Source organism: Pseudomonas sp. MN1F, assembly GCF_009391885.1.
GTDB lineage: Bacteria > Pseudomonadota > Gammaproteobacteria > Pseudomonadales > Pseudomonadaceae > Aquipseudomonas.
Window position 1 is genome coordinate 72,192 of the sequence record NZ_VZII01000009.1, and the last position, 20,617, is coordinate 92,808.

18 protein-coding genes and 1 pseudogene are annotated in these 20,617 nt (G+C 62.3%); 18 read left to right on the forward strand and 1 reads right to left on the reverse strand.

Going from position 1 to position 20,617, the window contains the following annotated elements:
• The first annotated feature begins 68 nt into the window (after nt 1–68).
• The 7 genes from F6X59_RS06195 (at nt 69) to F6X59_RS06225 (ending at nt 8,392) form a co-directional block, all read left to right on the forward strand.
• Entirely contained in the window at nt 69–1,427 is a 1,359-nt protein-coding gene (locus F6X59_RS06195; RefSeq protein WP_152955458.1) for a glutamine synthetase family protein, read from the forward strand.
• Between the two features lie 46 nt (nt 1,428–1,473).
• Nucleotides 1,474–2,835 carry an aspartate aminotransferase family protein gene (locus tag F6X59_RS06200; RefSeq protein ID WP_152955460.1) on the forward strand — a complete coding sequence of 454 codons (1,362 nt, stop codon included), beginning with the start codon at nt 1,474–1,476 and terminating at the stop codon, nt 2,833–2,835.
• Between the two features lie 169 nt (nt 2,836–3,004).
• Nucleotides 3,005–4,102, forward strand: coding sequence for a polyamine ABC transporter substrate-binding protein (locus F6X59_RS06205; protein WP_152955462.1), 1,098 nt, complete (start codon nt 3,005–3,007; stop codon nt 4,100–4,102).
• A gap of 174 nt (nt 4,103–4,276) precedes the next feature.
• A complete protein-coding gene (locus tag F6X59_RS06210) occupies nt 4,277–5,371 on the forward strand; it encodes a polyamine ABC transporter substrate-binding protein (RefSeq protein ID WP_152955464.1) in 1,095 nt (364 codons plus the stop codon).
• A gap of 71 nt (nt 5,372–5,442) precedes the next feature.
• Nucleotides 5,443–6,585, forward strand: coding sequence for an ABC transporter ATP-binding protein (locus F6X59_RS06215; RefSeq protein ID WP_152955466.1), 1,143 nt, complete (start codon nt 5,443–5,445; stop codon nt 6,583–6,585).
• A 35-nt stretch (nt 6,586–6,620) separates the two neighbouring features.
• Nucleotides 6,621–7,502: an ABC transporter permease subunit gene (locus tag F6X59_RS06220; RefSeq protein WP_346652607.1), complete on the forward strand. Its 882-nt coding sequence runs from the start codon at nt 6,621–6,623 to the stop codon at nt 7,500–7,502.
• Nucleotides 7,499–8,392 (forward strand): ABC transporter permease subunit, encoded by an 894-nt coding sequence (locus F6X59_RS06225; RefSeq protein ID WP_060510034.1) that lies wholly within the window; start codon nt 7,499–7,501, stop codon nt 8,390–8,392. Before F6X59_RS06220 ends, F6X59_RS06225 begins: the two co-directional genes overlap by 4 nt.
• A gap of 107 nt (nt 8,393–8,499) precedes the next feature.
• On the opposite strand, the pseudogene F6X59_RS28610 reads toward F6X59_RS06225, so the two are convergent.
• A pseudogene (locus F6X59_RS28610) lies at nt 8,500–8,592 on the reverse strand (transposase); the annotation flags it as partial.
• Nucleotides 8,593–8,783: 191 nt separating this feature from the next.
• Here F6X59_RS28610 and F6X59_RS06235 point away from each other — a divergent pair.
• From F6X59_RS06235 to F6X59_RS06285, 11 genes are all read left to right on the forward strand, one after another.
• Nucleotides 8,784–9,872 (forward strand): efflux RND transporter periplasmic adaptor subunit, encoded by a 1,089-nt coding sequence (locus F6X59_RS06235; RefSeq protein WP_152955470.1) that lies wholly within the window; start codon nt 8,784–8,786, stop codon nt 9,870–9,872.
• The gene (locus F6X59_RS06240; RefSeq protein WP_152955472.1) at nt 9,869–10,936 is read left to right on the forward strand and encodes an efflux RND transporter periplasmic adaptor subunit; all 1,068 of its coding nucleotides are present in this window, start codon (nt 9,869–9,871) and stop codon (nt 10,934–10,936) included. The genes F6X59_RS06235 and F6X59_RS06240 overlap by 4 nt, the downstream gene beginning before the upstream one ends.
• Nucleotides 10,933–13,998 carry an efflux RND transporter permease subunit gene (locus tag F6X59_RS06245; RefSeq protein WP_152955475.1) on the forward strand — a complete coding sequence of 1,022 codons (3,066 nt, stop codon included), beginning with the start codon at nt 10,933–10,935 and terminating at the stop codon, nt 13,996–13,998. Before F6X59_RS06240 ends, F6X59_RS06245 begins: the two co-directional genes overlap by 4 nt.
• 194 nt (nt 13,999–14,192) lie before the next feature.
• Nucleotides 14,193–14,375 (forward strand): sulfur starvation response protein OscA, encoded by a 183-nt coding sequence (oscA, locus tag F6X59_RS06250; RefSeq protein ID WP_016712582.1) that lies wholly within the window; start codon nt 14,193–14,195, stop codon nt 14,373–14,375.
• Between the two features lie 50 nt (nt 14,376–14,425).
• Nucleotides 14,426–15,433 carry a sulfate ABC transporter substrate-binding protein gene (locus F6X59_RS06255; protein ID WP_060510025.1) on the forward strand — a complete coding sequence of 336 codons (1,008 nt, stop codon included), beginning with the start codon at nt 14,426–14,428 and terminating at the stop codon, nt 15,431–15,433.
• A 119-nt stretch (nt 15,434–15,552) separates the two neighbouring features.
• On the forward strand, nt 15,553–16,371 hold the full coding sequence (gene cysT / locus F6X59_RS06260; protein ID WP_152955477.1) for a sulfate ABC transporter permease subunit CysT: 819 nt from the start codon (nt 15,553–15,555) through the stop codon (nt 16,369–16,371).
• A 10-nt stretch (nt 16,372–16,381) separates the two neighbouring features.
• On the forward strand, nt 16,382–17,254 hold the full coding sequence (gene cysW / locus F6X59_RS06265; RefSeq protein WP_152955478.1) for a sulfate ABC transporter permease subunit CysW: 873 nt from the start codon (nt 16,382–16,384) through the stop codon (nt 17,252–17,254).
• A gap of 3 nt (nt 17,255–17,257) precedes the next feature.
• Nucleotides 17,258–18,247 carry a sulfate/molybdate ABC transporter ATP-binding protein gene (locus tag F6X59_RS06270; protein ID WP_152955479.1) on the forward strand — a complete coding sequence of 330 codons (990 nt, stop codon included), beginning with the start codon at nt 17,258–17,260 and terminating at the stop codon, nt 18,245–18,247.
• A 331-nt stretch (nt 18,248–18,578) separates the two neighbouring features.
• Complete coding sequence (locus tag F6X59_RS06275; protein ID WP_110632756.1) at nt 18,579–19,367, forward strand: energy transducer TonB; 789 nt, start codon at nt 18,579–18,581, stop codon at nt 19,365–19,367.
• Between the two features lie 29 nt (nt 19,368–19,396).
• On the forward strand, nt 19,397–20,116 hold the full coding sequence (locus tag F6X59_RS06280) for a MotA/TolQ/ExbB proton channel family protein (protein ID WP_152955480.1): 720 nt from the start codon (nt 19,397–19,399) through the stop codon (nt 20,114–20,116).
• A 1-nt stretch (nt 20,117) separates the two neighbouring features.
• Nucleotides 20,118–20,519, forward strand: coding sequence for a biopolymer transporter ExbD (locus tag F6X59_RS06285; RefSeq protein WP_079230116.1), 402 nt, complete (start codon nt 20,118–20,120; stop codon nt 20,517–20,519).
• The last annotated feature ends 98 nt before the right edge of the window (nt 20,520–20,617 follow it).

Below are 20,617 nucleotides of genomic sequence, written 5' to 3' on the forward strand. Positions count from 1 at the left end.
GGTTTTTGCTTTAGCAATCTACTCCATCCAGAATCAGGGCGCGGACCACCTTACCTCCTGAGGTATTTATGAGTAACAACCTCGACCAGCTCACCGATTGGTTGAAAGAGCACAAGATCACCGAAGTCGAATGCATGATCAGCGACCTGACCGGCATCACCCGCGGCAAGATCTCACCGACCAACAAATTCATCGCCGAAAAAGGCATGCGCCTGCCCGAGAGCGTACTGCTGCAGACCGTGACCGGCGACTATGTTGACGATGACATCTATTACGACCTGCTCGACCCGGCCGACATCGACATGATCTGCCGTCCCGATCAGGACGCGGTGTTCCTCGTGCCGTGGGCCATCGAGCCGACTGCCCAGGTGATCCACGACACCTACGACAAGAAGGGCAACCCGGTCGAACTGTCGCCGCGCAACGTGCTGAAGAGAGTCCTCAAGCTCTACGCCGACAAGGGCTGGCAGCCGATCGTCGCGCCGGAGATGGAGTTCTACCTGACCAAGCGCAGTGAAGACCCGGACTTCCCGCTGCAGCCACCGGTCGGCCGCTCTGGCCGCCCGGAAACCGGCCGCCAGTCGTTCTCGATCGAAGCCGCCAACGAATTCGACCCGCTGTTTGAAGACGTGTACGACTGGTGCGAACTGCAGCGCCTGGACCTCGATACGCTGATCCACGAAGATGGCACGGCGCAGATGGAAATCAACTTCCGTCATGGTGACGCCCTGCACCTGGCCGACCAGATCCTGGTGTTCAAACGCACCATGCGCGAGGCCGCGCTCAAGCACAACGTGGCCGCCACCTTCATGGCCAAGCCGATGACCGGCGAGCCGGGCAGCGCCATGCACCTGCACCAGAGCGTGGTCGACGTGACCACCGGCAAGAACATCTTCAGCAACGAAGACGGCAGCATGAGCGAACTGTTCCTGCACCATATCGGTGGCCTGCAGAAGTTCATCCCCGAAGCGCTGCCGCTGTTCGCCCCCAACGTCAATTCGTTCCGCCGCTTCCTGCCCGACACCTCGGCGCCGGTGAACGTCGAGTGGGGCGAGGAGAACCGTACCGTCGGCCTGCGCGTACCGGACGCCGGCCCGCAGAACCGCCGCGTCGAGAACCGCCTGCCGGGCGCCGATGCCAACCCTTACCTGGCCATCGCCGCCAGCCTGCTGTGCGGCTATATCGGCATGGTCGAGGGCATCGAGGCCAGCGCACCGGTCCAGGGCCGTGGCTACGAGCGCCGCAACCTGCGCCTGCCGCTGACCATCGAGGACGCCCTCGAACGCATGGAAAACAGCCGTGCGCTGGTGCAGTACCTGGGCAAGAAATTCATTACCGGCTACGTCGCCACCAAGCGCGCCGAGCACGAGAACTTCAAGCGCGTCATCAGCTCCTGGGAACGTGAGTTCCTGCTGTTCGCTGTCTGATCAACCCTGAGGCCGCGGGTGCGGCCGCCGGAAAATGGAGAGGCACATGAGCGTCAACAACCCGCAAACCCGTGAATGGCAAACCCTGAGCGGCGAGCACCACCTTGCACCTTTCTCTGACTACAAGCAGTTGAAGGAGAAGGGGCCGCGCATCATTACCAAGGCGCAGGGTGTGCATTTGTGGGACAGCGAGGGGCACAAGATCCTCGATGGCATGGCCGGCCTGTGGTGCGTGGCGGTCGGCTATGGCCGTGAAGAACTGGTGCAGGCGGCAGAAAAGCAGATGCGTGAGCTGCCGTACTACAACCTGTTCTTCCAGACCGCTCACCCGCCAGCCCTGGAGCTGGCCAAGGCGATCACCGACGTGGCGCCGGAAGGCATGACCCATGTGTTCTTCACCGGCTCCGGCTCCGAAGGCAACGACACCGTGCTGCGCATGGTCCGCCACTACTGGGCGCTGAAAGGCAAGCCACAGAAGCAGACCATCATTGGCCGCATCAACGGCTACCACGGCTCCACCTTCGCGGGTGCGTGCCTGGGCGGCATGAGCGGTATGCACGAGCAGGGCGGCCTGCCGATCCCGGGCATCGTGCACATTCCTCAGCCGTACTGGTTCGGTGAGGGCGGCGACATGAGCCCCGACGATTTCGGCGTGTGGGCTGCCGAGCAGCTTGAGAAAAAGATTCTGGAGGTGGGCGAAGACAACGTCGCCGCCTACATCGCCGAGCCGATCCAGGGCGCCGGCGGGGTAATCATTCCGCCAGAAACCTACTGGCCGAAGGTCAAGGAGATCCTGGCCAAGTACGACATCCTGTTCGTCGCCGACGAAGTGATCTGCGGTTTCGGCCGCACCGGCGAGTGGTTCGGCTCCGACTACTACGACCTCAAGCCCGACCTGATGACCATCGCCAAGGGCCTTACTTCCGGTTACATCCCCATGGGCGGCGTAATCGTGCGTGACAAGGTGGCCAAGGTGATCAGTGAAGGGGGTGACTTCAACCACGGCTTCACCTATTCCGGCCACCCGGTGGCGGCTGCGGTGGGCCTGGAAAACCTGCGCATCCTGCGCGACGAGAACATCGTCGAGAAGGCGCGTACGGAAGCGGCACCGTATTTGCAAAAGCGTTTGCGTGAGCTGCAAGACCACCCGCTGGTTGGCGAGGTACGCGGCCTGGGCATGCTCGGCGCGATCGAGCTGGTCAAGGACAAGGCGACCCGCAGCCGTTATGAGGGCAAGGGCGTCGGCATGGTCTGCCGAAACTTCTGCTTCGAGAACGGCCTGATCATGCGTGCGGTCGGCGACACGATGATCATCGCTCCGCCGCTGGTGATCAGCCATCAAGAGATCGACGAGTTGGTGGAAAAGGCGCGCAAATGCCTCGATTTGACGTTGGAAGCGATTCGATAAGCGTTTGCTAGGCTAGCGATGTGACATTAAGTCGTTACAAGGCCCTGCTTTCCTTGATACAGAGCCTTGTAACTTGCCAGACTAGCGGTTGTTTCAGTCGCCGCGCGCTCTGCACCGTGGGTTCTGGCTGCTGGACAGTTGCTAACATAAAAATTCTGGAGCACTACGCATGAATAAAATGGGCAAAACGTTGCTGGCCGCCGCCCTGATGGGTGGCATGGCTACCGCTGTTCACGCTGACGATACCGTGTTGAACGTCTACAACTGGTCGGACTACATCGCTCCGGACACCATCGCCAAGTTCGAGAAGCAGACCGGTATCAAGGTCAAGTACGACGTGTTCGACAGCAACGAAACCCTGGAGGCCAAACTGCTGGCCGGCAAGTCGGGCTACGACATCGTCGTGCCGTCGAACAACTTCCTGGCCAAGCAGATCAAGGCCGGCGTCTACGAGGAACTGGACCGCTCCAAGCTGCCTAACTGGAAGAACCTCGACAAGGACCTGCTCAAGGCCGTTGGCGACGCCAGCGACAAGGACAACAAGCACGCCTTCCCGTACATGTGGGGTTCGATCGGCATCGGCTACAACCCGGAGAAGGTCAAGGCCGCACTGGGCGTCGATCACATCGACTCGTGGGATGTCGTGTTCAAGCCTGAGAACATCGCCAAGCTCAAGAGCTGCGGCGTGAGCTTCCTGGACGCCCCGACCGAAATGCTCCCGGCCGCGCTGCACTATCTGGGCAAGCCGACCAACAGCACCAGCAAGGAAGACCTGAAGGCCGCCGAAGACCTGTTCCTCAAGGTCCGTCCTTCGATCACCTATTTCCACTCGTCCAAGTACATCGGCGACCTGGCCAACGGCAACATCTGCGTAGCCGTCGGTTACTCGGGTGACGTCGAGCAGGCCAAGGCCCGCGCCCACGAAGCTGGCGACAAGGTCAAAGTGGACTACATCATTCCGAAAGAAGGTGCCGGTACCTTCTACGACATGGTCGCCATCCCTAAAGATGCCGAGCACAAGGACGCAGCCTACAAGTTCATGGACTTCCTGATGCAGCCGGAAGTCATGGCTGAAATCACCAACGCCGTGCGCTTCCCGAACGGCAACGAGGCCGCTACACCGTTGGTCGACAAGGCCATCACCAGCGACCCAAGCATCTATCCGCCAGCTGAAGTGAAGAAAGAGCTGTATGCCATCGCTGCACCGGATGCCAAGGTCCAGCGTGACATCACCCGTAGCTGGACCAAGATCAAATCGGGCAAATAACCCCGATGCGTGACCTCTGGGCCGGGGTTTCCCGGCCCGGAGCCAGTGAATGGCAATTGATGATTGCGGCATCGAAGCTGCGCAGGTAAGTTGCGCGCCGGTTTTGTGTGCGCGGCAACCCTTGTACCCAAAAAGTACGCCGTCACCAAGGCACTGATTGTGAGGACCACCCACTTGTCTATTTCTGTATTACGCAAGGCCTTGATGGCTGGAGCGGGCCTGACGCTGGCATGCAGCGTCCAAGCGGCGCCTACGGTGCACTTTTACAACTGGTCGGACTATGTCGGCCCGAACACCCTCGCGGACTTCGAGAAAGCAACGGGCATCAAGCCCGTGCAGGACGTTTTCGATTCCAACGAAACCCTGGAAGGCAAGCTGCTGGCCGGCAACACCGGCTATGACGTGGTAGTGCCGTCCAACCATTTCCTCGGCAAGCAGATCAAGGCGGGCGCGTTCCAGAAGCTCGACAAGAGCCTGCTACCCAACTATTCCAACCTGGACCCGGCGCTGATGAAGCGCCTGGAAAAGAACGACCCGGGCAACCAGTACGCCGTGCCTTACCTGTGGGGCACCAACGGTATCGGTTACAACGTCGACAAGGTCAAGGCCACGCTGGGCGTGGACAAGATCGACTCCTGGGCCGTACTGTTCGAACCCGAGAACATGAAGAAGCTCTCCAAGTGCGGTGTGGCCTTCCTCGACTCGGCGGATGAAATGCTCCCGGCGGTGCTCAACTACATGGGGCTCAATCCCAACAGCACCGACCCCAAGGATTACGCCAAGGCCGAACAGAAGCTGCTGGCCGTACGCCCGTACGTGACCTACTTCCATTCGTCCAAGTACATCACCGACCTGGCCAACGGCGACATCTGCGTCGCGGCAGGTTTCTCGGGTGATGTGTTCCAGGCCAAGGCCCGCACCGTAGAGGCGAAGAAGGGCGTGAACCTGGCCTACGCCATTCCCAAGGAAGGCGGCAACCTCTGGTTCGACGTGCTGGCGATCCCCAAGGACGCCAAGAACGTCAAGGAGGCCCACGCCTTCATCAACTATTTGCTGAAACCTGAGGTTATCGCCCAGGTCAGTGATTACGTCGGTTACGCCAACCCGAACCCCAAGGCTGGCGACCTGATGGACCAGGCCGTGAGGACTGACGCTGCGGTTTACCCACCGCAGGAAGTGCTGGACAAGATGTTCGTGAACTCAGAGTTGCCGCCCAAGGTGCAGCGTCTGATGACCCGCAGCTGGACCAAGGTCAAGTCGGGCAAGTAATTATCCAGACCCGCTGCGGTACCTGAAACTCAGGCCGCGCGGGCACAAAAATCTTGTTGGGAGTTTCACTCATGGCAGTTGCCTCCGGTGCCTATAAAAAAGCCCTCGAGGGTGGCCAGCAACCCAAGCAGGTGCTGGTCAAGATCGACCGGGTTACAAAAAAGTTCGACGAAACGGTCGCCGTGGACGATGTGTCCCTGGAAATCCGCAAAGGCGAGATTTTCGCCCTGCTGGGTGGCTCCGGTTCCGGCAAATCGACCTTGCTGCGTATGCTGGCCGGCTTCGAACGCCCGACTGAGGGTCGGATTTTCCTCGATGGCGTCGACATCACCGATATGCCGCCGTACGAGCGGCCGATCAACATGATGTTCCAGTCCTATGCGCTGTTCCCGCACATGAGCGTGGCGCAGAACATCGCCTTCGGCCTGCAGCAGGACAAGATGCCCAAGGCCGAGATCGACGCCCGTGTGGCCGAGATGCTCAAGCTGGTACACATGACCCAGTATGCCAAGCGCAAGCCACACCAGCTCTCCGGTGGCCAGCGCCAGCGGGTGGCCCTGGCCCGTTCCCTGGCCAAGCGCCCCAAGCTGCTGCTGCTCGACGAGCCGATGGGCGCGCTGGACAAGAAACTGCGATCGCAGATGCAGCTGGAACTGGTGGAAATCATCGAGCGCGTGGGCGTGACCTGCGTGATGGTGACCCACGACCAGGAAGAGGCCATGACCATGGCCCAGCGCATCGCCATCATGCACCTGGGCTGGATCGCCCAGATCGGTTCGCCGGTGGATATCTACGAGACCCCGACCAGCCGCCTGGTGTGCGAATTCATCGGTAACGTCAACCTGTTCGACGGTGAAGTGGTCGACGACGCCGAAGGCCACGCGATCATTGCCAGCCCGGAGCTGGAGCGCAAGATCTACGTCGGCCACGGCATCACCACCTCGGTGGAAGACAAGCACATCACCTACGCCCTGCGCCCGGAAAAGATGCTGGTCACCTCCCAGCAACCGACCTGCGAGCACAACTGGTCGCGCGGCAAGGTCCACGACATCGCCTACCTGGGCGGCCACTCGGTGTTCTACGTCGAGCTGCCAAGCGGCAAGATCGTCCAGTCGTTCGTCGCCAACACCGAGCGCCAGGGCGCCCGCCCGACCTGGGGCGATGAAGTGTACGTGTGGTGGGAAGACGACAGCGGCGTGGTACTGCGGTCATGAAACCTCGCAAGCTCAAGCGAGCCTTCCAGCGCCTTATCCCGGAGGGACGGCACCTGGTGATCGGCGTGCCGTTCATCTGGCTGTTCCTGTTCTTCATGCTGCCGTTCTTCATCGTGTTGAAGATCAGCTTCGCCGAAGCCGACGTGGCGATCCCGCCGTACACCGAGATCTATACCTACGTCGAAGACAAAGTCCAGTTGGTGCTCAACCTGGCCAACTACGGCCTGCTGACCGAGGATGAGCTGTACATCTCGGCCTACCTGGGCTCGTTGAAGATGGCCTTCTTCAGCACCTTGCTGTGCCTGCTGATTGGCTACCCGATGGCCTACGCCATCGCCAACGCCAAAAAGGAGACGCAGACGGTCCTGCTGCTGCTGATCATGATGCCGACCTGGACCGCGATCCTGATCCGCGTCTATGCCTGGATGGGCATCCTCAGCAACAACGGGCTGCTCAACGGCTTCCTGCTGTGGACCGGCTTGATCGATCAGCCATTGCAGATCCTCAACACCAACCTGGCGGTGTATATCGGCGTGGTCTATTCGTACCTGCCGTTCATGATCCTGCCGCTGTTCGCTAACCTGGTGAAGCACGACCAGAGCCTGCTTGAAGCCGCTTCGGACCTGGGTTCGAGCACCTTCAACAGCTTCTGGAAGATCACCGTGCCGCTGTCGAAGAACGGCATCATCGCCGGCTGCATGCTGGTGTTCATCCCGGTGGTGGGCGAGTTCGTCATTCCTGAACTGCTCGGCGGCCCGGAAACCCTGATGATCGGTAAAGTGCTGTGGCAGGAATTCTTCAACAACCGTGACTGGCCGGTGGCATCCGCCCTGGCGGTGGTGATGCTGGCGATCCTGATCGTGCCGATCCTGCTGTTCAACCGCAGCCAGGCCAAAGAAATGGAGGGCAGAGCATGAAGCGTTTCAGTTTCTCCAAGCTGATGCTGGTGCTCGGCTTGCTGTTCATCTACCTGCCGATGCTGATCCTGGTGATCTACTCGTTCAACGCCTCCAAGCTGGTAACGGTATGGGGCGGCTGGTCGGTGAAGTGGTATGTCGGCCTGCTCGACAACACCCAGCTGATGGGGTCGGTGATGCGCTCGCTGGAAATCGCCTGCTACACGGCGGTGGCCGCAGTGGCACTGGGTACCCTGGCGGCCTTCGTGCTGACCCGGGTCACCCGCTTCAAGGGCCGCACGCTGTTCGGCGGCCTGGTCACTGCACCGCTGGTCATGCCTGAGGTGATCACCGGTCTGTCGCTGTTGCTGCTGTTCGTGGCCATGGCGCAGATGATCGGCTGGCCGCAGGAGCGCGGCATCGTCACCATCTGGATCGCCCACACCACGTTCTGTGCGGCGTATGTGGCGGTAGTGGTGTCGGCACGCCTGCGTGAGCTGGACCTGTCGATCGAGGAAGCGGCGATGGACCTGGGTGCCAAGCCGTGGAAGGTGTTCTTCCTGATTACCATCCCGATGATCGCACCGTCGCTGGCGGCGGGCGGCATGATGTCGTTCGCCCTGTCGCTGGACGACCTGGTGCTGGCGAGCTTCGTGTCCGGCCCCGGCTCGACCACCCTGCCGATGGAAGTGTTCTCGGCTGTGCGCCTGGGCGTGAAGCCTGAGATCAACGCCGTGGCCAGCCTGATTCTGCTGTCGGTGTCGCTGGTGACCTTCTTTGTCTGGTTCTTCAGCCGCCGCGCCGAAGAGCATCGTCGCAAGGCGATCCAGCAGGCGATCGAAGAGGGTGCGGCGGCAAATGCCTCGCAGCCACAGGTCAAGCGCCCGACTCAAGTGGCCGCTTCGGCCTGATCCGGCCCTTTCGCGGGTGAACCCGTTCCCACAGGTACTGCGCAAGCTTTGAAGGCTGCGCATGACCCTGTGGGAGCGGGTTCACCCGCGAATGCTCCAGCACATATTCACAGCCAGACCGCATCCCAGTGAGGGTAGTCCCTTACACTTTTGACCAGTCCAGCCCGCAATGGGTTGGCAACGATATGCCTGGCGACATGCTGTGCTGCAGTCACCCTGCAATTGTTGGTTTCTAGATATGGCAGTGACTTACATGTGGTTGTACCCGCGAAAGGGCCGGCACAGGAGCTGAAAATGCCGAACTGATCCCGGTCAGTGCCGTTTATCCAACCCTGAACTACGCTGACAGTCGCATCCCAAGAATCATTTGCGCGCAAAGCAAGGAGCCTGCATGACGTTGATGCGTCCGCTGTCGGTCGTTTGCCTGGGGCTGCTGTATATGCTCACCGGCTGTAGCAAGGAAGAAACCCCCGAAACCCTGCCAAGGGTCGGCGTACAACAGGTATCCCCCACCGATTTCGCTGCCAGGGTCACCCTGACCGGCGACGTGCAGGCGCGGGTGCAGACCGACCTGTCGTTCCGCGTGGGCGGCAAGATCATTTCCCGCAGCGTCGACGTCGGCGACCACGTCAAGGCCAACCAGGTCCTGGCGCGGCTCGACCCGAAAGACCTGCAGAACAACGTCGACTCGGCCAAGGCCGAAGTGTTCGCCGCCCAGGCGCGGGTCACCCAGACCAGCGCCGCCTTCGTGCGCCAGCAAAAGCTGCTGCCAAAGGGCTACACCAGCCAGAGTGAATACGACTCCGCCGAAGCCGCGCTGCGCAGTAACCAGAGCGCACTCAAGGCGGCCCAGGCAGAGCTGGCCGATGCCAATGAGCAACTGAGCTACACCGCGCTGGTGTCCGATGCCGATGGCGTGATCACCGAGCGCCAGGCCGAGGTCGGCCAGGTGGTGCAGGCGACCATGCCGATCTTCAGCCTGGCCCGTGACGGCGACCGCGACGCGGTCTTCAACGTCTACGAATCGCTGCTGGTGGCACCGCCCAGCGACGCAGGGGTCATCGTCAGTCTGTTGGACGACCCCAAGGTCCAGGCTCACGGCTTTGTCCGTGAGATCACCCCCACCGTCTCGGCGCAAAGCGGCACCGTGCAGGTCAAAGTGGGCCTGAAGGATGTGCCGCCGGGCATGCAACTGGGCGCGCCAGTCACTGCCAGCACCAATGCGGTGGGGCGGCCTAGCGTCGAGTTGCCGTGGTCGGCATTGACCAAGGCGGTGCATGAGCCGGCAGTCTGGGTGGTGGGCGAGGGCGACAAGGTCGAGCTGCGCAAGGTCGAGGTCAGCCGTTACCTGACCGGCAAGATCGTGGTCGCCAGCGGCCTGAAGGCTGGCGAGACCGTGGTGGTGGTCGGTAGCCAGTTGCTGCATCCCGGCATGCAGGTGCAGAAGGTCGATGCCAAGGCCCAGGGAGGTGAGCTATGAAGCGCCTGCTGCTGATGCTGTCGGCTGGCATGCTGCTGGCCGCCTGCGGTAAAGAGCAGGAAGTGGCCGAGCCGATCCGGCCAGTGCTGTCGGTCAAGGTTGAGCCACAGATGCAGTCGCAGTTGGGCCGCTTCGCCGGCCTGGTCGAGGCGCGCTTCGAAAGCACCTTGGGCTTCCGGGTTGGCGGGCGCATTGCCCGGCGTTGGCTGGATGTGGGGGCCCAGGTCAAACCGGGCGACACCCTGGCCACGCTCGACCCCACCGACCAGCAGAACCAGCTGCGTGCCGCCGAAGGCGACCTGGCCAAGGTGCAGGCGCAGTGGATCAACGCCCAGGCCGATGCCCGCCGCCAGCAGCAGCTGTTCGACCGCGGCGTCGGTGCCCAGGCCCAGCTGGATATCGCTCAGACCAACCTGAAAACCACCAGCGCCGCATTGGAGCAGGCGCGCTCGGCACTCAGCCAGGCCCGCGACCAGCTCGACTACAGCACCCTGCGCACCGACCATGCGGCGGTCATCACCGCTTGGCAGGCTGAAGCCGGGCAGACCGTCACCGCCGGCCAGGCCGTGGTGACCCTGGCGCGGCCGGATGTGAAGGAGGCGGTGATAGACCTGCCGATCGGCCTGGCCGAGCAACTGAACAAGGGCCTGACCTTCACCGTGGCTTCGCAGCTCGACCCGACCATCAACACCACCGCCACCCTGCGCGAGCTGGAGCCGCAGGCCGATGCGACGACCCGGACCCGCCGCGCGCGCCTGACCTTGGCCAGCACCCCGGCGGCCTTCCACCTGGGCACCGCGATCAGTGTGACCCTCAGCTCGGAAGTGACCCCGCGCAGCGAACTGCCGCTGAGCGCCTTGTTCGAGCGTGATGGCAAGACTCAGGTCTGGGTGATCGACACCCAGCAGAAAACCGTAGGTACCCGCGACGTCACCTTGATCGACCGTACCGCCGACAGCATCGTCCTGACTGCAGGCGTGCAGCCGGGTGAGCGCGTGGTGACGGCGGGCGTGAACAGCCTCAAGCCTGGCCAGAAGGTCACCTTCGACGAGGATGCGCAATGAAAGGAAGCTTCAACCTGTCCGAATGGGCGCTCAAGCATCAATCGTTCGTCTGGTACCTGATGTTCGTTGGCCTGCTGATGGGCATTTTCTCGTACTTCAACCTTGGCCGTGAGGAAGACCCTTCGTTCACCATCAAGACCATGGTGATCCAGACCCGCTGGCCGGGTGCGACCCAGGACGAAACCCTCTACCAGGTCACCGACCGCATCGAGAAGAAGCTGGAGGAGCTCGACTCCCTCGACTACACCAAGAGCTACACCCGCCCGGGCGAGTCGACGGTGTATGTGTACCTGCGCGACACCACCAAGGCCAAGGACATCCCGGAAATCTGGTACCAGGTGCGCAAGAAGATTTCCGACATCCGTGGCGAATTCCCTGCCGGTATCCAGGGGCCTGGGTTCAACGACGAATTCGGCGACGTGTTTGGCTCGATCTACGCCTTCACCGCCGACGGCCTCACCCTGCGTCAGCTGCGTGACTACGTGGAACAGGCGCGCGCCGAAGTCCGCGATGTGCCCAACATCGGCAAGATCGAGCTGGTCGGCACTCAGGACGAAGTGCTGTACCTGAACTTTTCGACCCGCAAACTGGCGGCCCTGGGCATCGATCAGCGCCAGGTCATGCAGGCCCTGCAATCGCAGAACGCGGTGACCCCGGCCGGGGTGATCGAGGCTGGTCCCGAGCGCATTTCGGTACGCACCACCGGGCAATTTGCCTCGGAAAAGGACCTGCAGACGGTCAACCTGAAGATCAACGACCGCTTCTTCCGCCTGGCCGACATCGCCGATATCCAGCGCGGTTATGTCGACCCGCCGTCACCGATGTTCCGTTACAACGGCCAGACCGCCATCGGCCTGGCCATCGGCATGAAGGCCGGCGGCAACATGCAGGTATTTGGCGCGGCGCTGAAAAAGCGCATGGACCGGGTGGTCGAAGACCTGCCGATTGGCGTCGGCGTTCACACCGTGTCGGACCAGGCCGTGGTGGTCAAGCAAGCGGTCGGCGGCTTCACCAGCGCGCTGTTCGAGGCGGTGGTGATCGTACTGGCGGTGAGCTTCGTCAGCCTTGGCATGCGTGCTGGCCTGGTGGTGGCCTGCTCGATTCCGCTGGTGCTGGCGATGGTCTTCGTATTCATGGAATACAGCGGCATCACCATGCAGCGGATTTCGCTGGGTGCGCTGATCATCGCCCTCGGCTTGCTGGTGGATGACGCGATGATCACCGTCGAGGTGATGGTCACACGCCTGGAAATGGGCGAGAGCAAGGAGCAGGCGGCCACGTTCGCCTACACCTCGACGGCGTTCCCCATGCTCACCGGTACCTTGGTGACGGTAGCCGGTTTTGTGCCCATTGGCCTCAACGCCAGCTCTGCGGGTGAATACACCTACACGCTGTTCGCGGTGATCGCGGTGGCGCTGATGGTGTCGTGGGTGGTGGCGGTGTTCTTCGCCCCGGTGCTGGGCGTGCACATACTCAGCAGCTCCAAGCTGAAGGCTCATGAAGCCGAGCCTGGGCGTGTTGGCCGGGCCTTCGAGCATGGCCTGCTGTGGTGCATGCGCAACCGCTGGCTGACCATCATCGGCACCATCGTGCTGTTTGCCCTGGCGATCTTCTGCGAGCGCTTCGTGCAGAACCAGTTCTTCCCGTCATCGGACCGCCCGGAAATCCTCGTCGACCTCAACCTGCCGCAAAACGCCTCGATCGAAGAAACCCGCAAGGTGGTGGACCGCTTCGAGGCCCGCATCAAGGATGACCCGGACCTGGTGAGCTGGAGCACCTACATCGGCCAGGGTGCTATTCGTTTCTACCTGCCCCTCGACCAGCAGTTGCAGAACCCGTATTACGCACAGCTGGTGATCGTCAGCAAGGGCTTCGAAGAGCGCAAGGGCATGATGCAGCGGCTGCAGAAGATCCTCCATGAGGACTTCGTCGGCATCGGCGTCAACGTGCAATCGCTGGAAATGGGCCCGCCAGTAGGCCGGCCGATCCAGTACCGGGTCAGCGGCGCCAATATCGACGAGGTGCGCAAGCATGCCATCGACCTGGCCACCTTGCTCGACCAGAACAAGCACATCGGCGAGATGATCTACGACTGGAACGAGCCCGGTAAGGTGCTGCGGGTGGAAATCGCCCAGGACAAGGCGCGCCAGCTGGGGTTGTCGTCGGAGGACGTGGCCAAGGTGATGAACAGCATCGTCAGTGGCGTGGAGATCACCCAGGTCAACGACAACATCTACCTGGTCGACGTGGTCGCCCGTGCCGAGGACAGCGAGCGGGGCTCACCCGATACCCTGCAGAACCTGCAGATCCTGACGCCTAGCGGTACCTCGATCCCGCTGCTGTCGTTCGCGACCGTGCGCTACGAGCTGGAGCAACCGCTGGTGTGGCGCCGCGACCGCAAGCCGACCATCACCATCAAGGCCTCGGTCAACGGTGATATCCAGCCTACCGACCTGGTGGCCCAGCTCAAGCCGCAGATCGACGAGTTCGCCAGCAAGCTACCAGTGGGCTTTGAAGTGGCCACTGGCGGTACCGTGGAGGAGAGCGCCAAGGCCCAAGGGCCGATCCGCAAGGTCATCCCGTTGATGCTGTTCCTCATGGCGACCTTCCTGATGATTCAGCTGCACAGCGTGCAGAAGCTGTTCCTGGTGGTCAGCGTGGCGCCGCTGGGGCTGATCGGGGTGGTGCTGGCGCTGGTGCCGACGGGCACGCCGATGGGCTTTGTGGCGATCCTCGGCATCCTCGCGCTGGCGGGCATCATCATTCGTAACTCGGTGATTCTGGTGACCCAGATCGACGAGTTCGAGGCCCAGGGCTTCTCGCCGTGGGATGCGGTGGTGGAGGCGACCAACCACCGGCGCCGGCCGATCCTGCTGACGGCGGCGGCAGCGAGCCTGGGCATGATCCCGATTGCCCGCGAGGTGTTCTGGGGGCCGATGGCCTACGCCATGATCGGCGGGATCATCGTCGCGACCCTGCTGACGCTGCTGTTCCTGCCGGCGTTGTATGTGGCCTGGTACAAGATCCGCGAGCCTGAAAACAGCACCAGGACGCAACACTGAACCCTGTGGGAGCGGGCATGCCCGCTCCCATAGAGGCATGTGATCGCCCGCAGGATCGCCGTTTTATTCTGGTTATATAAACATTCTTAAACAGTATTTTTAAGAATAACTCCGCATCACTACTATTGCCTTCAAGCCAGGCAATAAACCCCTTCAAATCCATGCCCGGCACCCTCATTCCAAGGAGAACGAGCATGAGTGCATCGCTGCGTAGCATCGACGGTCAGGACGAAGCCACCATTCTGCGTGAAATCCAGAGCGCCTTGCGCGACCTGCGTTTCGGTGCGGTGGAAATCACCGTGCACAACGCTCAGGTCGTGCAGATCGAGCGCAAGGAGAAGTTCCGCCTGCAACAGCCTGGCAACAAGGCCGGCTGATTCGCGCCACAACATCCGAAACTAGAAAAATGCCAATCGGGAGCTTCACCATGTCCATCCGCCGTTATGCGCTCGCCGCCCTGGCCAGTGCTGTTTTTGCCGGTTCCGCCATCGCCAAGGACTACGAACTGCTGAACGTGTCCTATGACCCGACCCGCGAGCTGTACCAGCAGTACAACGCCGAATTCATCAAGCACTGGCAACAGGCCCACCCGGGCGACAAGGTGAAGATCCAGCAATCCCATGGCGGCTCGGGCAAGCAGGCCCGTGCAGTGATCGACGGCCTGCGCGCCGACGTGGTGACCCTGGCCCTGGCCGGTGACATCGACGAAGTTGCCAAGCTCGGCAAGACCCTGCCCGAGGACTGGCAGAAGCGCCTGCCGGACGCCAGCACGCCGTACACCTCGACCATCGTGTTCCTGGTGCGCAAGGGCAACCCGAAAGGCATCAAGGACTGGGGTGACCTGATCAAGAAGGACGTGTCGGTCATCACGCCCAACCCGAAAACCTCCGGTGGCGCCCGCTGGAACTTCCTCGCCGCCTGGGCCTACGGCCTGAAAACCGGTGGTAGCGAAGACAAGGCCAAGGCCTACGTGCAGGAGCTGTTCAAGCATGTGCCAGTGCTGGACACCGGCGCTCGCGGCTCGACCATCACCTTCGTCAACAACGGCCAGGGCGACGTGCTGCTGGCCTGGGAAAACGAAGCCTTCCTGGCGTTGAAGGAAGACGGTGGTGCTGACAAGTTCGACATTGTCGTGCCGTCGCTGTCGATCCTTGCCGAGCCACCGGTGGCGGTGGTCGACAAGAACGCCGAGAAGAAGGGCAATACCGAGATTGCCAGCGAATACCTCAAGCACCTGTACAGCCCGGCTGGGCAGAAGATTGCCGCCGAGAACTTCTACCGCCCACGTGACGAGAAAGTCGCTGCCGAATTTGGCAAGCAATTCCCGAAACTGGATTTGGTGACCATCGACAAGGACTTCGGTGGCTGGAAGACTGCACAACCGAAATTCTTCAATGATGGCGGTGTGTTCGACCAGATCTATCAGGCACAGTAACGCGGTCATTGTAGGCGCGGCCTTCAGCCGCGAAAGGGCTGCATAGCAGCCCCAGGATTCAGAAGCCTGCACCGGCCCGGAATTGTTTCCGGGCTTCGTGCGTTCAACCAGGGATATTTATGTCACGTCGCATTTCCCCCGTCATACCCGGCTTCGGGCTGACGCTGGGCTACACCTTGGTGTACCTCAGCCTGATCGTGCTGATACCGCTGGCCGCCATGTTCGTGCATGCCGCGCAGCTCACCTGGGAGCAGTTCTGGAACGTCATCAGTGCGCCGCGGGTAATCGCCGCGCTACAGTTGAGTTTCGGCACCGCCCTGTTCGCCGCCATCATCAATGGTGTGATCGGTACCCTGCTGGCCTGGGTGCTGGTGCGCTATACGTTCCCCGGGCGCAAGATCATCGACGCGATGATCGACCTGCCGTTCGCCCTGCCTACTGCCGTTGCCGGTATTGCCCTGACCGCCCTGTACGCGCCTGCGGGCTGGGTCGGCCAGTTCGCCAGCGACCTCGGTTTCAAAATTGCCTACACGCCGCTGGGCATCACCCTGGCGCTGACCTTCGTCACCCTGCCGTTCGTGGTGCGTACGGTGCAACCGGTGCTGGCCGACATCCCGCGTGAAGTCGAAGAGGCCGCGGCATGCCTGGGCGCGAAGCCGTTGCAGGTGTTCCGCCACATCCTCGCACCAGCGCTGCTGCCCGCCTGGCTGACCGGTTTCGCCCTGGCCTTCGCCCGTGGCGTTGGCGAGTACGGTTCGGTGATTTTCATTGCCGGCAACATGCCGATGAAGACCGAAATTCTGCCGTTGCTGATCATGGTCAAGCTCGACCAGTATGACTACACCGGCGCCACTGCCATCGGCGTGTTGATGCTGGTGGTTTCCTTCATCCTGCTGCTGCTGATCAACCTGCTGCAGCGCCGCATCGAAACCCCTTGAAGGAGGCCGCATGTCCAGTTCAACCCTGAGTGCAAGCGCCGCCGCCAACGCCGCCCGGCGTGGCAGCGCCACCTCGCGGCGCGTTCTGATCGGCCTCGGCTGGCTGGTGTTCGCGCTGTTCCTGCTGCTGCCGCTGGTGATCGTGGTGTCGCAGGCGCTGAAGAACGGCTTCGGCACCTTCTTCGAGGCGATCTTCGAGCCGGATGCCCTGTCGGCGCTCAAGCTCACCTTGTTCGCCGTGGTCATTTCGGTGCCGCTGAACCTGGTGTTCGGTGTCAGCGCCGCCTGGTGCGTGAGCAAGTACAGCTTCCGCGGCAAGAGTATCCTGGTGACGTTGATCGACCTGCCGTTCTCGGTGTCGCCGGTGATCGCCGGCCTGGTCTACGTGCTGATGTTCGGTGCGCAAGGCCTGTTCGGCCCCTGGCTGCAGGACCACGACATCCAGATCGTGTTCGCCTTGCCGGGCATAGTCCTGGCGACCATCTTCGTCACTGTGCCGTTCGTCGCCCGCGAGCTGATCCCGCTGATGCAGGAGCAGGGTACGCAAGAGGAGGAGGCCGCGCGCCTGCTCGGCGCCAACGGCTGGCAGATGTTCTGGCACGTGACCCTGCCGAACATCAAATGGGGCCTGATCTACGGCGTGGTGCTGTGCACCGCGCGGGCCATGGGCGAGTTTGGCGCGGTGTCGGTGGTGTCCGGCCATATCCGTGGCGTGACCAACACCTTGCCGCTGCACGTGGAGATCCTCTACAACGAGTACAACCACGTCGCGGCCTTCAGCGTGGCCAGCCTGTTGCTGATCCTGGCGCTCTTCATCCTGCTGCTCAAGCAGTGGAGCGAGAACCGTATTAACCGCCTGCGCCAAAGCGCCGCGGAGGAATGATTCATGTCGATCGAAGTTCGTAACGTCAGCAAGCGCTTCAACAGCTTCCAGGCCCTGAACACTATCAACCTGGACATCAACAGCGGCGAATTGGTGGCCCTGCTTGGCCCGTCCGGCTGCGGCAAGACCACCCTGCTGCGCATCATTGCCGGCCTGGAAACCCCGGACCAGGGCAACATCGTGTTCCATGGCGAGGATGTGTCCGGCCATGACGTGCGTGATCGCAATGTCGGCTTCGTGTTCCAGCACTACGCGCTGTTCCGCCACATGAGCGTGTTCGACAACGTCGCCTTCGGCCTGCGCATGAAGCCCAAGGGCGAGCGCCCGAGCGAAAGCAAGATTGCCGAGAAGGTCCATGAACTGCTGAACATGGTGCAGCTCGACTGGCTGTCCGACCGCTACCCCGAGCAGCTGTCCGGTGGCCAGCGCCAGCGTATCGCCCTGGCCCGCGCACTGGCGGTGGAGCCCAAGGTGCTGCTGCTGGACGAGCCGTTCGGTGCGCTCGACGCCAAGGTGCGCAAGGAGCTGCGCCGCTGGCTGGCGCGGCTGCACGAGGACATCAACCTGACCTCGGTGTTCGTCACCCATGACCAGGAAGAGGCCATGGAAGTGGCAGACCGCATCGTGGTGATGAACAAGGGCGTGATCGAGCAGATCGGCTCGCCGGGCGAGGTATACGAGAAGCCGGCCAACGATTTCGTCTACCACTTCCTCGGCGATTCCAACCGCCTGGCCTTGAGCGAAGGGCACCACGTACTGTTCCGCCCGCACGAGGTATCGTTGTCGCGGCATGAGACCGAGGGCCACCATGCTGCCGAAGTGCGCGACATCCGCCCGTTGGGCGCCACTACCCGAGTGACCTTGAAGGTGGAAGGGCAGAGCGAGCTGATCGAGGCCGAGGTGGTCAAGGACCACGACAGCCTGACCGGGCTGGCGCGCGGGGAGACACTGTTCTTCCGGCCGAAGGTGTGGCAGAAGGTGGCGGATATCTAAGCCGCTGTGAGTGATGAGAACCCGGGCCTGCTCCCGGGTTTTTTATTGCCTCAAGCTTGACGCGGCCCCTGTAGGAGCGGGTTTACCCGCGATCGAGGGCGCAGCCCTCGCGGCAATCTGATGCCTTGCACGAATATTTCATATGCCTGTAAAGCATCGCCTGATCGCTGCAAACCCACACCCCGCGAAACCCGCGGCCTAGAGCCAAACCGGCAAAATTAATATTCCAAAAAGCTCTAACTTTAATTTTAAACATTACTTTCAGAGATAAGCCCCTGCCCCCGATGATTCAGCCACACACCTGAATCAAGAACCCCCAGGAGTTTGATCAATGGGTAATGTCCAGTCGGCCGTCAGGGCCTACGACCAGCCATGGCGCCCAAGCCCGGGTGACCTGGTCGAGCTTGGACGGACGCTTCGCCTGCCACTGGGCCAGCTGCGCCTGCAACGCACCCCGGTCAGCGGCCTCAAGCGCCGTGACAAGCTGGCGCTGGGCCTGCTGGTGCTGGCCCTGCATGGCGCCGCCGCCTACTGGGTCAGCCAGGCGCCCACGCCCGCGCTGCCCGTGGTACCGCCACAGATTCCGCCCATGACCATCGAGTTTGCCGCGCCCGCGCCGCCGGTGGTGCAACCGCCACCCCCTGCGCCCGCGCCGCCGGTAGTCGAGCCGCCGCCGCCGGTGATCGACGAACTGGCCGCCAAGCCCAAGCCCAAGCCTAAACCCGTGCCCAAGCCGGTCGCCAAGCAACCGCCCAAGCCACAGCCCAAGCCGGTCGAGGCGCCGCCGCCTGCTCCGGTTGCGGCCCCGGCGCCGCCTGCGCCACCCGCCCCGGCACCGGTCACGCCGCCATCGGCCAACGCCGCGTACCTGAAGAACCCGGCGCCGGAGTACCCGCAAATGGCCCTGCGCCGTGGTTGGGAAGGCACCGTGCTGCTGCGCGTCGAGGTACTGCCCAGCGGTAAGCCGGGGCAGATCCAGATCCAGCAGAGCAGCGGCCGCGATGCCCTCGACGCCGCCGCACTGGCTGCGGTCAAGCGCTGGAGCTTCGTCCCCGCCAAGCAGGGCGACGTGGCCCAGGCCGGCTGGGTCAGCGTGCCGATCGATTTCAAGCTTCGCTAACTTTTCGCAGAACACAGGAAGACATCATCATGAGCCTGCTGGCATCCCCCCTCGAATCCGTTGAAAGCGCAGTCATCTGGCTGCTGGTCGGTTTTTCCGTTGCCACCTGGGGCCTGGCCCTGGTCAAGCTCGCGCAGTTCGTGCGGCTCAAGAATCAGGACAAGCGCTTCCACCAGCAATTCTGGGCTGCATCGAGCCTCGACTCGGCGGCGGAAATCAGCCACGAGCTGCCTGGCCCGGCCGCCCGCGTGGCCCAGTCCGGTTATGCCGCAATTGCGGTCGGTGATACCCACGCCAATGACCTGAGCCATGCCATCAATCATCAGGACCGCCTTGAGCGTGCCCTGCGCCAGCAGATCGTGCGTGAACGCAGGTCGCTGGAAACTGGCCTGGCAGTGGTCGCCAGTATCGGCAGCACCTCGCCCTTCATCGGCCTGTTCGGCACCGTGTGGGGCATCATGGAAGCGCTCAAGGGCATCAGCGCGGCCGGTTCCGCCAGCCTGGAAACCGTGGCCGGGCCGATCGGCGCGGCGTTGGTCGCTACTGGTGTGGGTATCGCTGTCGCCGTGCCGGCGGTGCTGGTCTACAACTACTTCCTGCGTCGCCTCAAGCTGACCGCGGCCGACCTCGATGACTTCGCCCACGACTTCTACAGCCTGGCGCAGAAGAGTGCCTTCCGCGTGCTGGTGCACCCGGCTGTGCACAAGGCCCAGGGTGGTTTCACCCAGCCAGTGAAGGAGGCGTCCTGACATGGCCTTTTCGACCCAGGACAGCGACGAAGTCCTCAGTGAAATCAACGTCACGCCGCTGGTGGACGTCATGCTGGTGCTGCTGGTGGTGTTCATCGTCACCGCGCCGCTGCTGACCAATGCCATCCCGATCAACCTGCCCAAGACCGAGGCCGTGGCCCCGGTGGAGCAGAAGGACCCGCTGGTAGTGAGCATCGACGGTGGCGGCAAGCTGTTCATCAACAAGGACGAGATCCAGCCGGAGCTATTGGAAACCAACCTCAAGGCAGCCAAGGACAAGGACGCCGACGTGCGTGTGCAGTTACAGGCCGACGATGGCGTGAATTATGGCGAAGTGGCGCGGGCCATGGCCGCGATCGAGCGCGCCGGGATCAGCAAACTGGCGGTCATTACGGCACGCTGACTGGCAACCCTCTTCAGGCAAGGCTTTATGGGCCATATCTCTTGGCAGGGGTTGGCCCTTTTTTTTGCCTGTCATCTGTCTGTGGTTTTTGGTTATTA

Excerpts from the sequence above, each read along its gene's own strand:
- F6X59_RS06245 (WP_152955475.1), top strand. The coding sequence starts at position 10,933 with ATGAAAGGAAGCTTCAACCTGTCCGAATGGGCGCTCAAGCATCAATCG.
- oscA (WP_016712582.1), top strand. The coding sequence starts at position 14,193 with ATGAGTGCATCGCTGCGTAGCATCGACGGTCAGGACGAAGCCACCATT.
- F6X59_RS06280 (WP_152955480.1), top strand. The coding sequence starts at position 19,397 with ATGAGCCTGCTGGCATCCCCCCTCGAATCCGTTGAAAGCGCAGTCATC.
- F6X59_RS06205 (WP_152955462.1), top strand. The coding sequence starts at position 3,005 with ATGAATAAAATGGGCAAAACGTTGCTGGCCGCCGCCCTGATGGGTGGC.
- F6X59_RS06200 (WP_152955460.1), top strand. The coding sequence starts at position 1,474 with ATGAGCGTCAACAACCCGCAAACCCGTGAATGGCAAACCCTGAGCGGC.
- F6X59_RS06235 (WP_152955470.1), top strand. The coding sequence starts at position 8,784 with ATGACGTTGATGCGTCCGCTGTCGGTCGTTTGCCTGGGGCTGCTGTAT.
- F6X59_RS06270 (WP_152955479.1), top strand. The coding sequence starts at position 17,258 with ATGTCGATCGAAGTTCGTAACGTCAGCAAGCGCTTCAACAGCTTCCAG.
- F6X59_RS06275 (WP_110632756.1), top strand. The coding sequence starts at position 18,579 with ATGGGTAATGTCCAGTCGGCCGTCAGGGCCTACGACCAGCCATGGCGC.
- cysW (WP_152955478.1), top strand. The coding sequence starts at position 16,382 with ATGTCCAGTTCAACCCTGAGTGCAAGCGCCGCCGCCAACGCCGCCCGG.
- cysT (WP_152955477.1), top strand. The coding sequence starts at position 15,553 with ATGTCACGTCGCATTTCCCCCGTCATACCCGGCTTCGGGCTGACGCTG.
- F6X59_RS06225 (WP_060510034.1), top strand. The coding sequence starts at position 7,499 with ATGAAGCGTTTCAGTTTCTCCAAGCTGATGCTGGTGCTCGGCTTGCTG.
- F6X59_RS06255 (WP_060510025.1), top strand. The coding sequence starts at position 14,426 with ATGTCCATCCGCCGTTATGCGCTCGCCGCCCTGGCCAGTGCTGTTTTT.
- F6X59_RS06285 (WP_079230116.1), top strand. The coding sequence starts at position 20,118 with ATGGCCTTTTCGACCCAGGACAGCGACGAAGTCCTCAGTGAAATCAAC.
- F6X59_RS06240 (WP_152955472.1), top strand. The coding sequence starts at position 9,869 with ATGAAGCGCCTGCTGCTGATGCTGTCGGCTGGCATGCTGCTGGCCGCC.
- F6X59_RS06215 (WP_152955466.1), top strand. The coding sequence starts at position 5,443 with ATGGCAGTTGCCTCCGGTGCCTATAAAAAAGCCCTCGAGGGTGGCCAG.
- F6X59_RS06195 (WP_152955458.1), top strand. The coding sequence starts at position 69 with ATGAGTAACAACCTCGACCAGCTCACCGATTGGTTGAAAGAGCACAAG.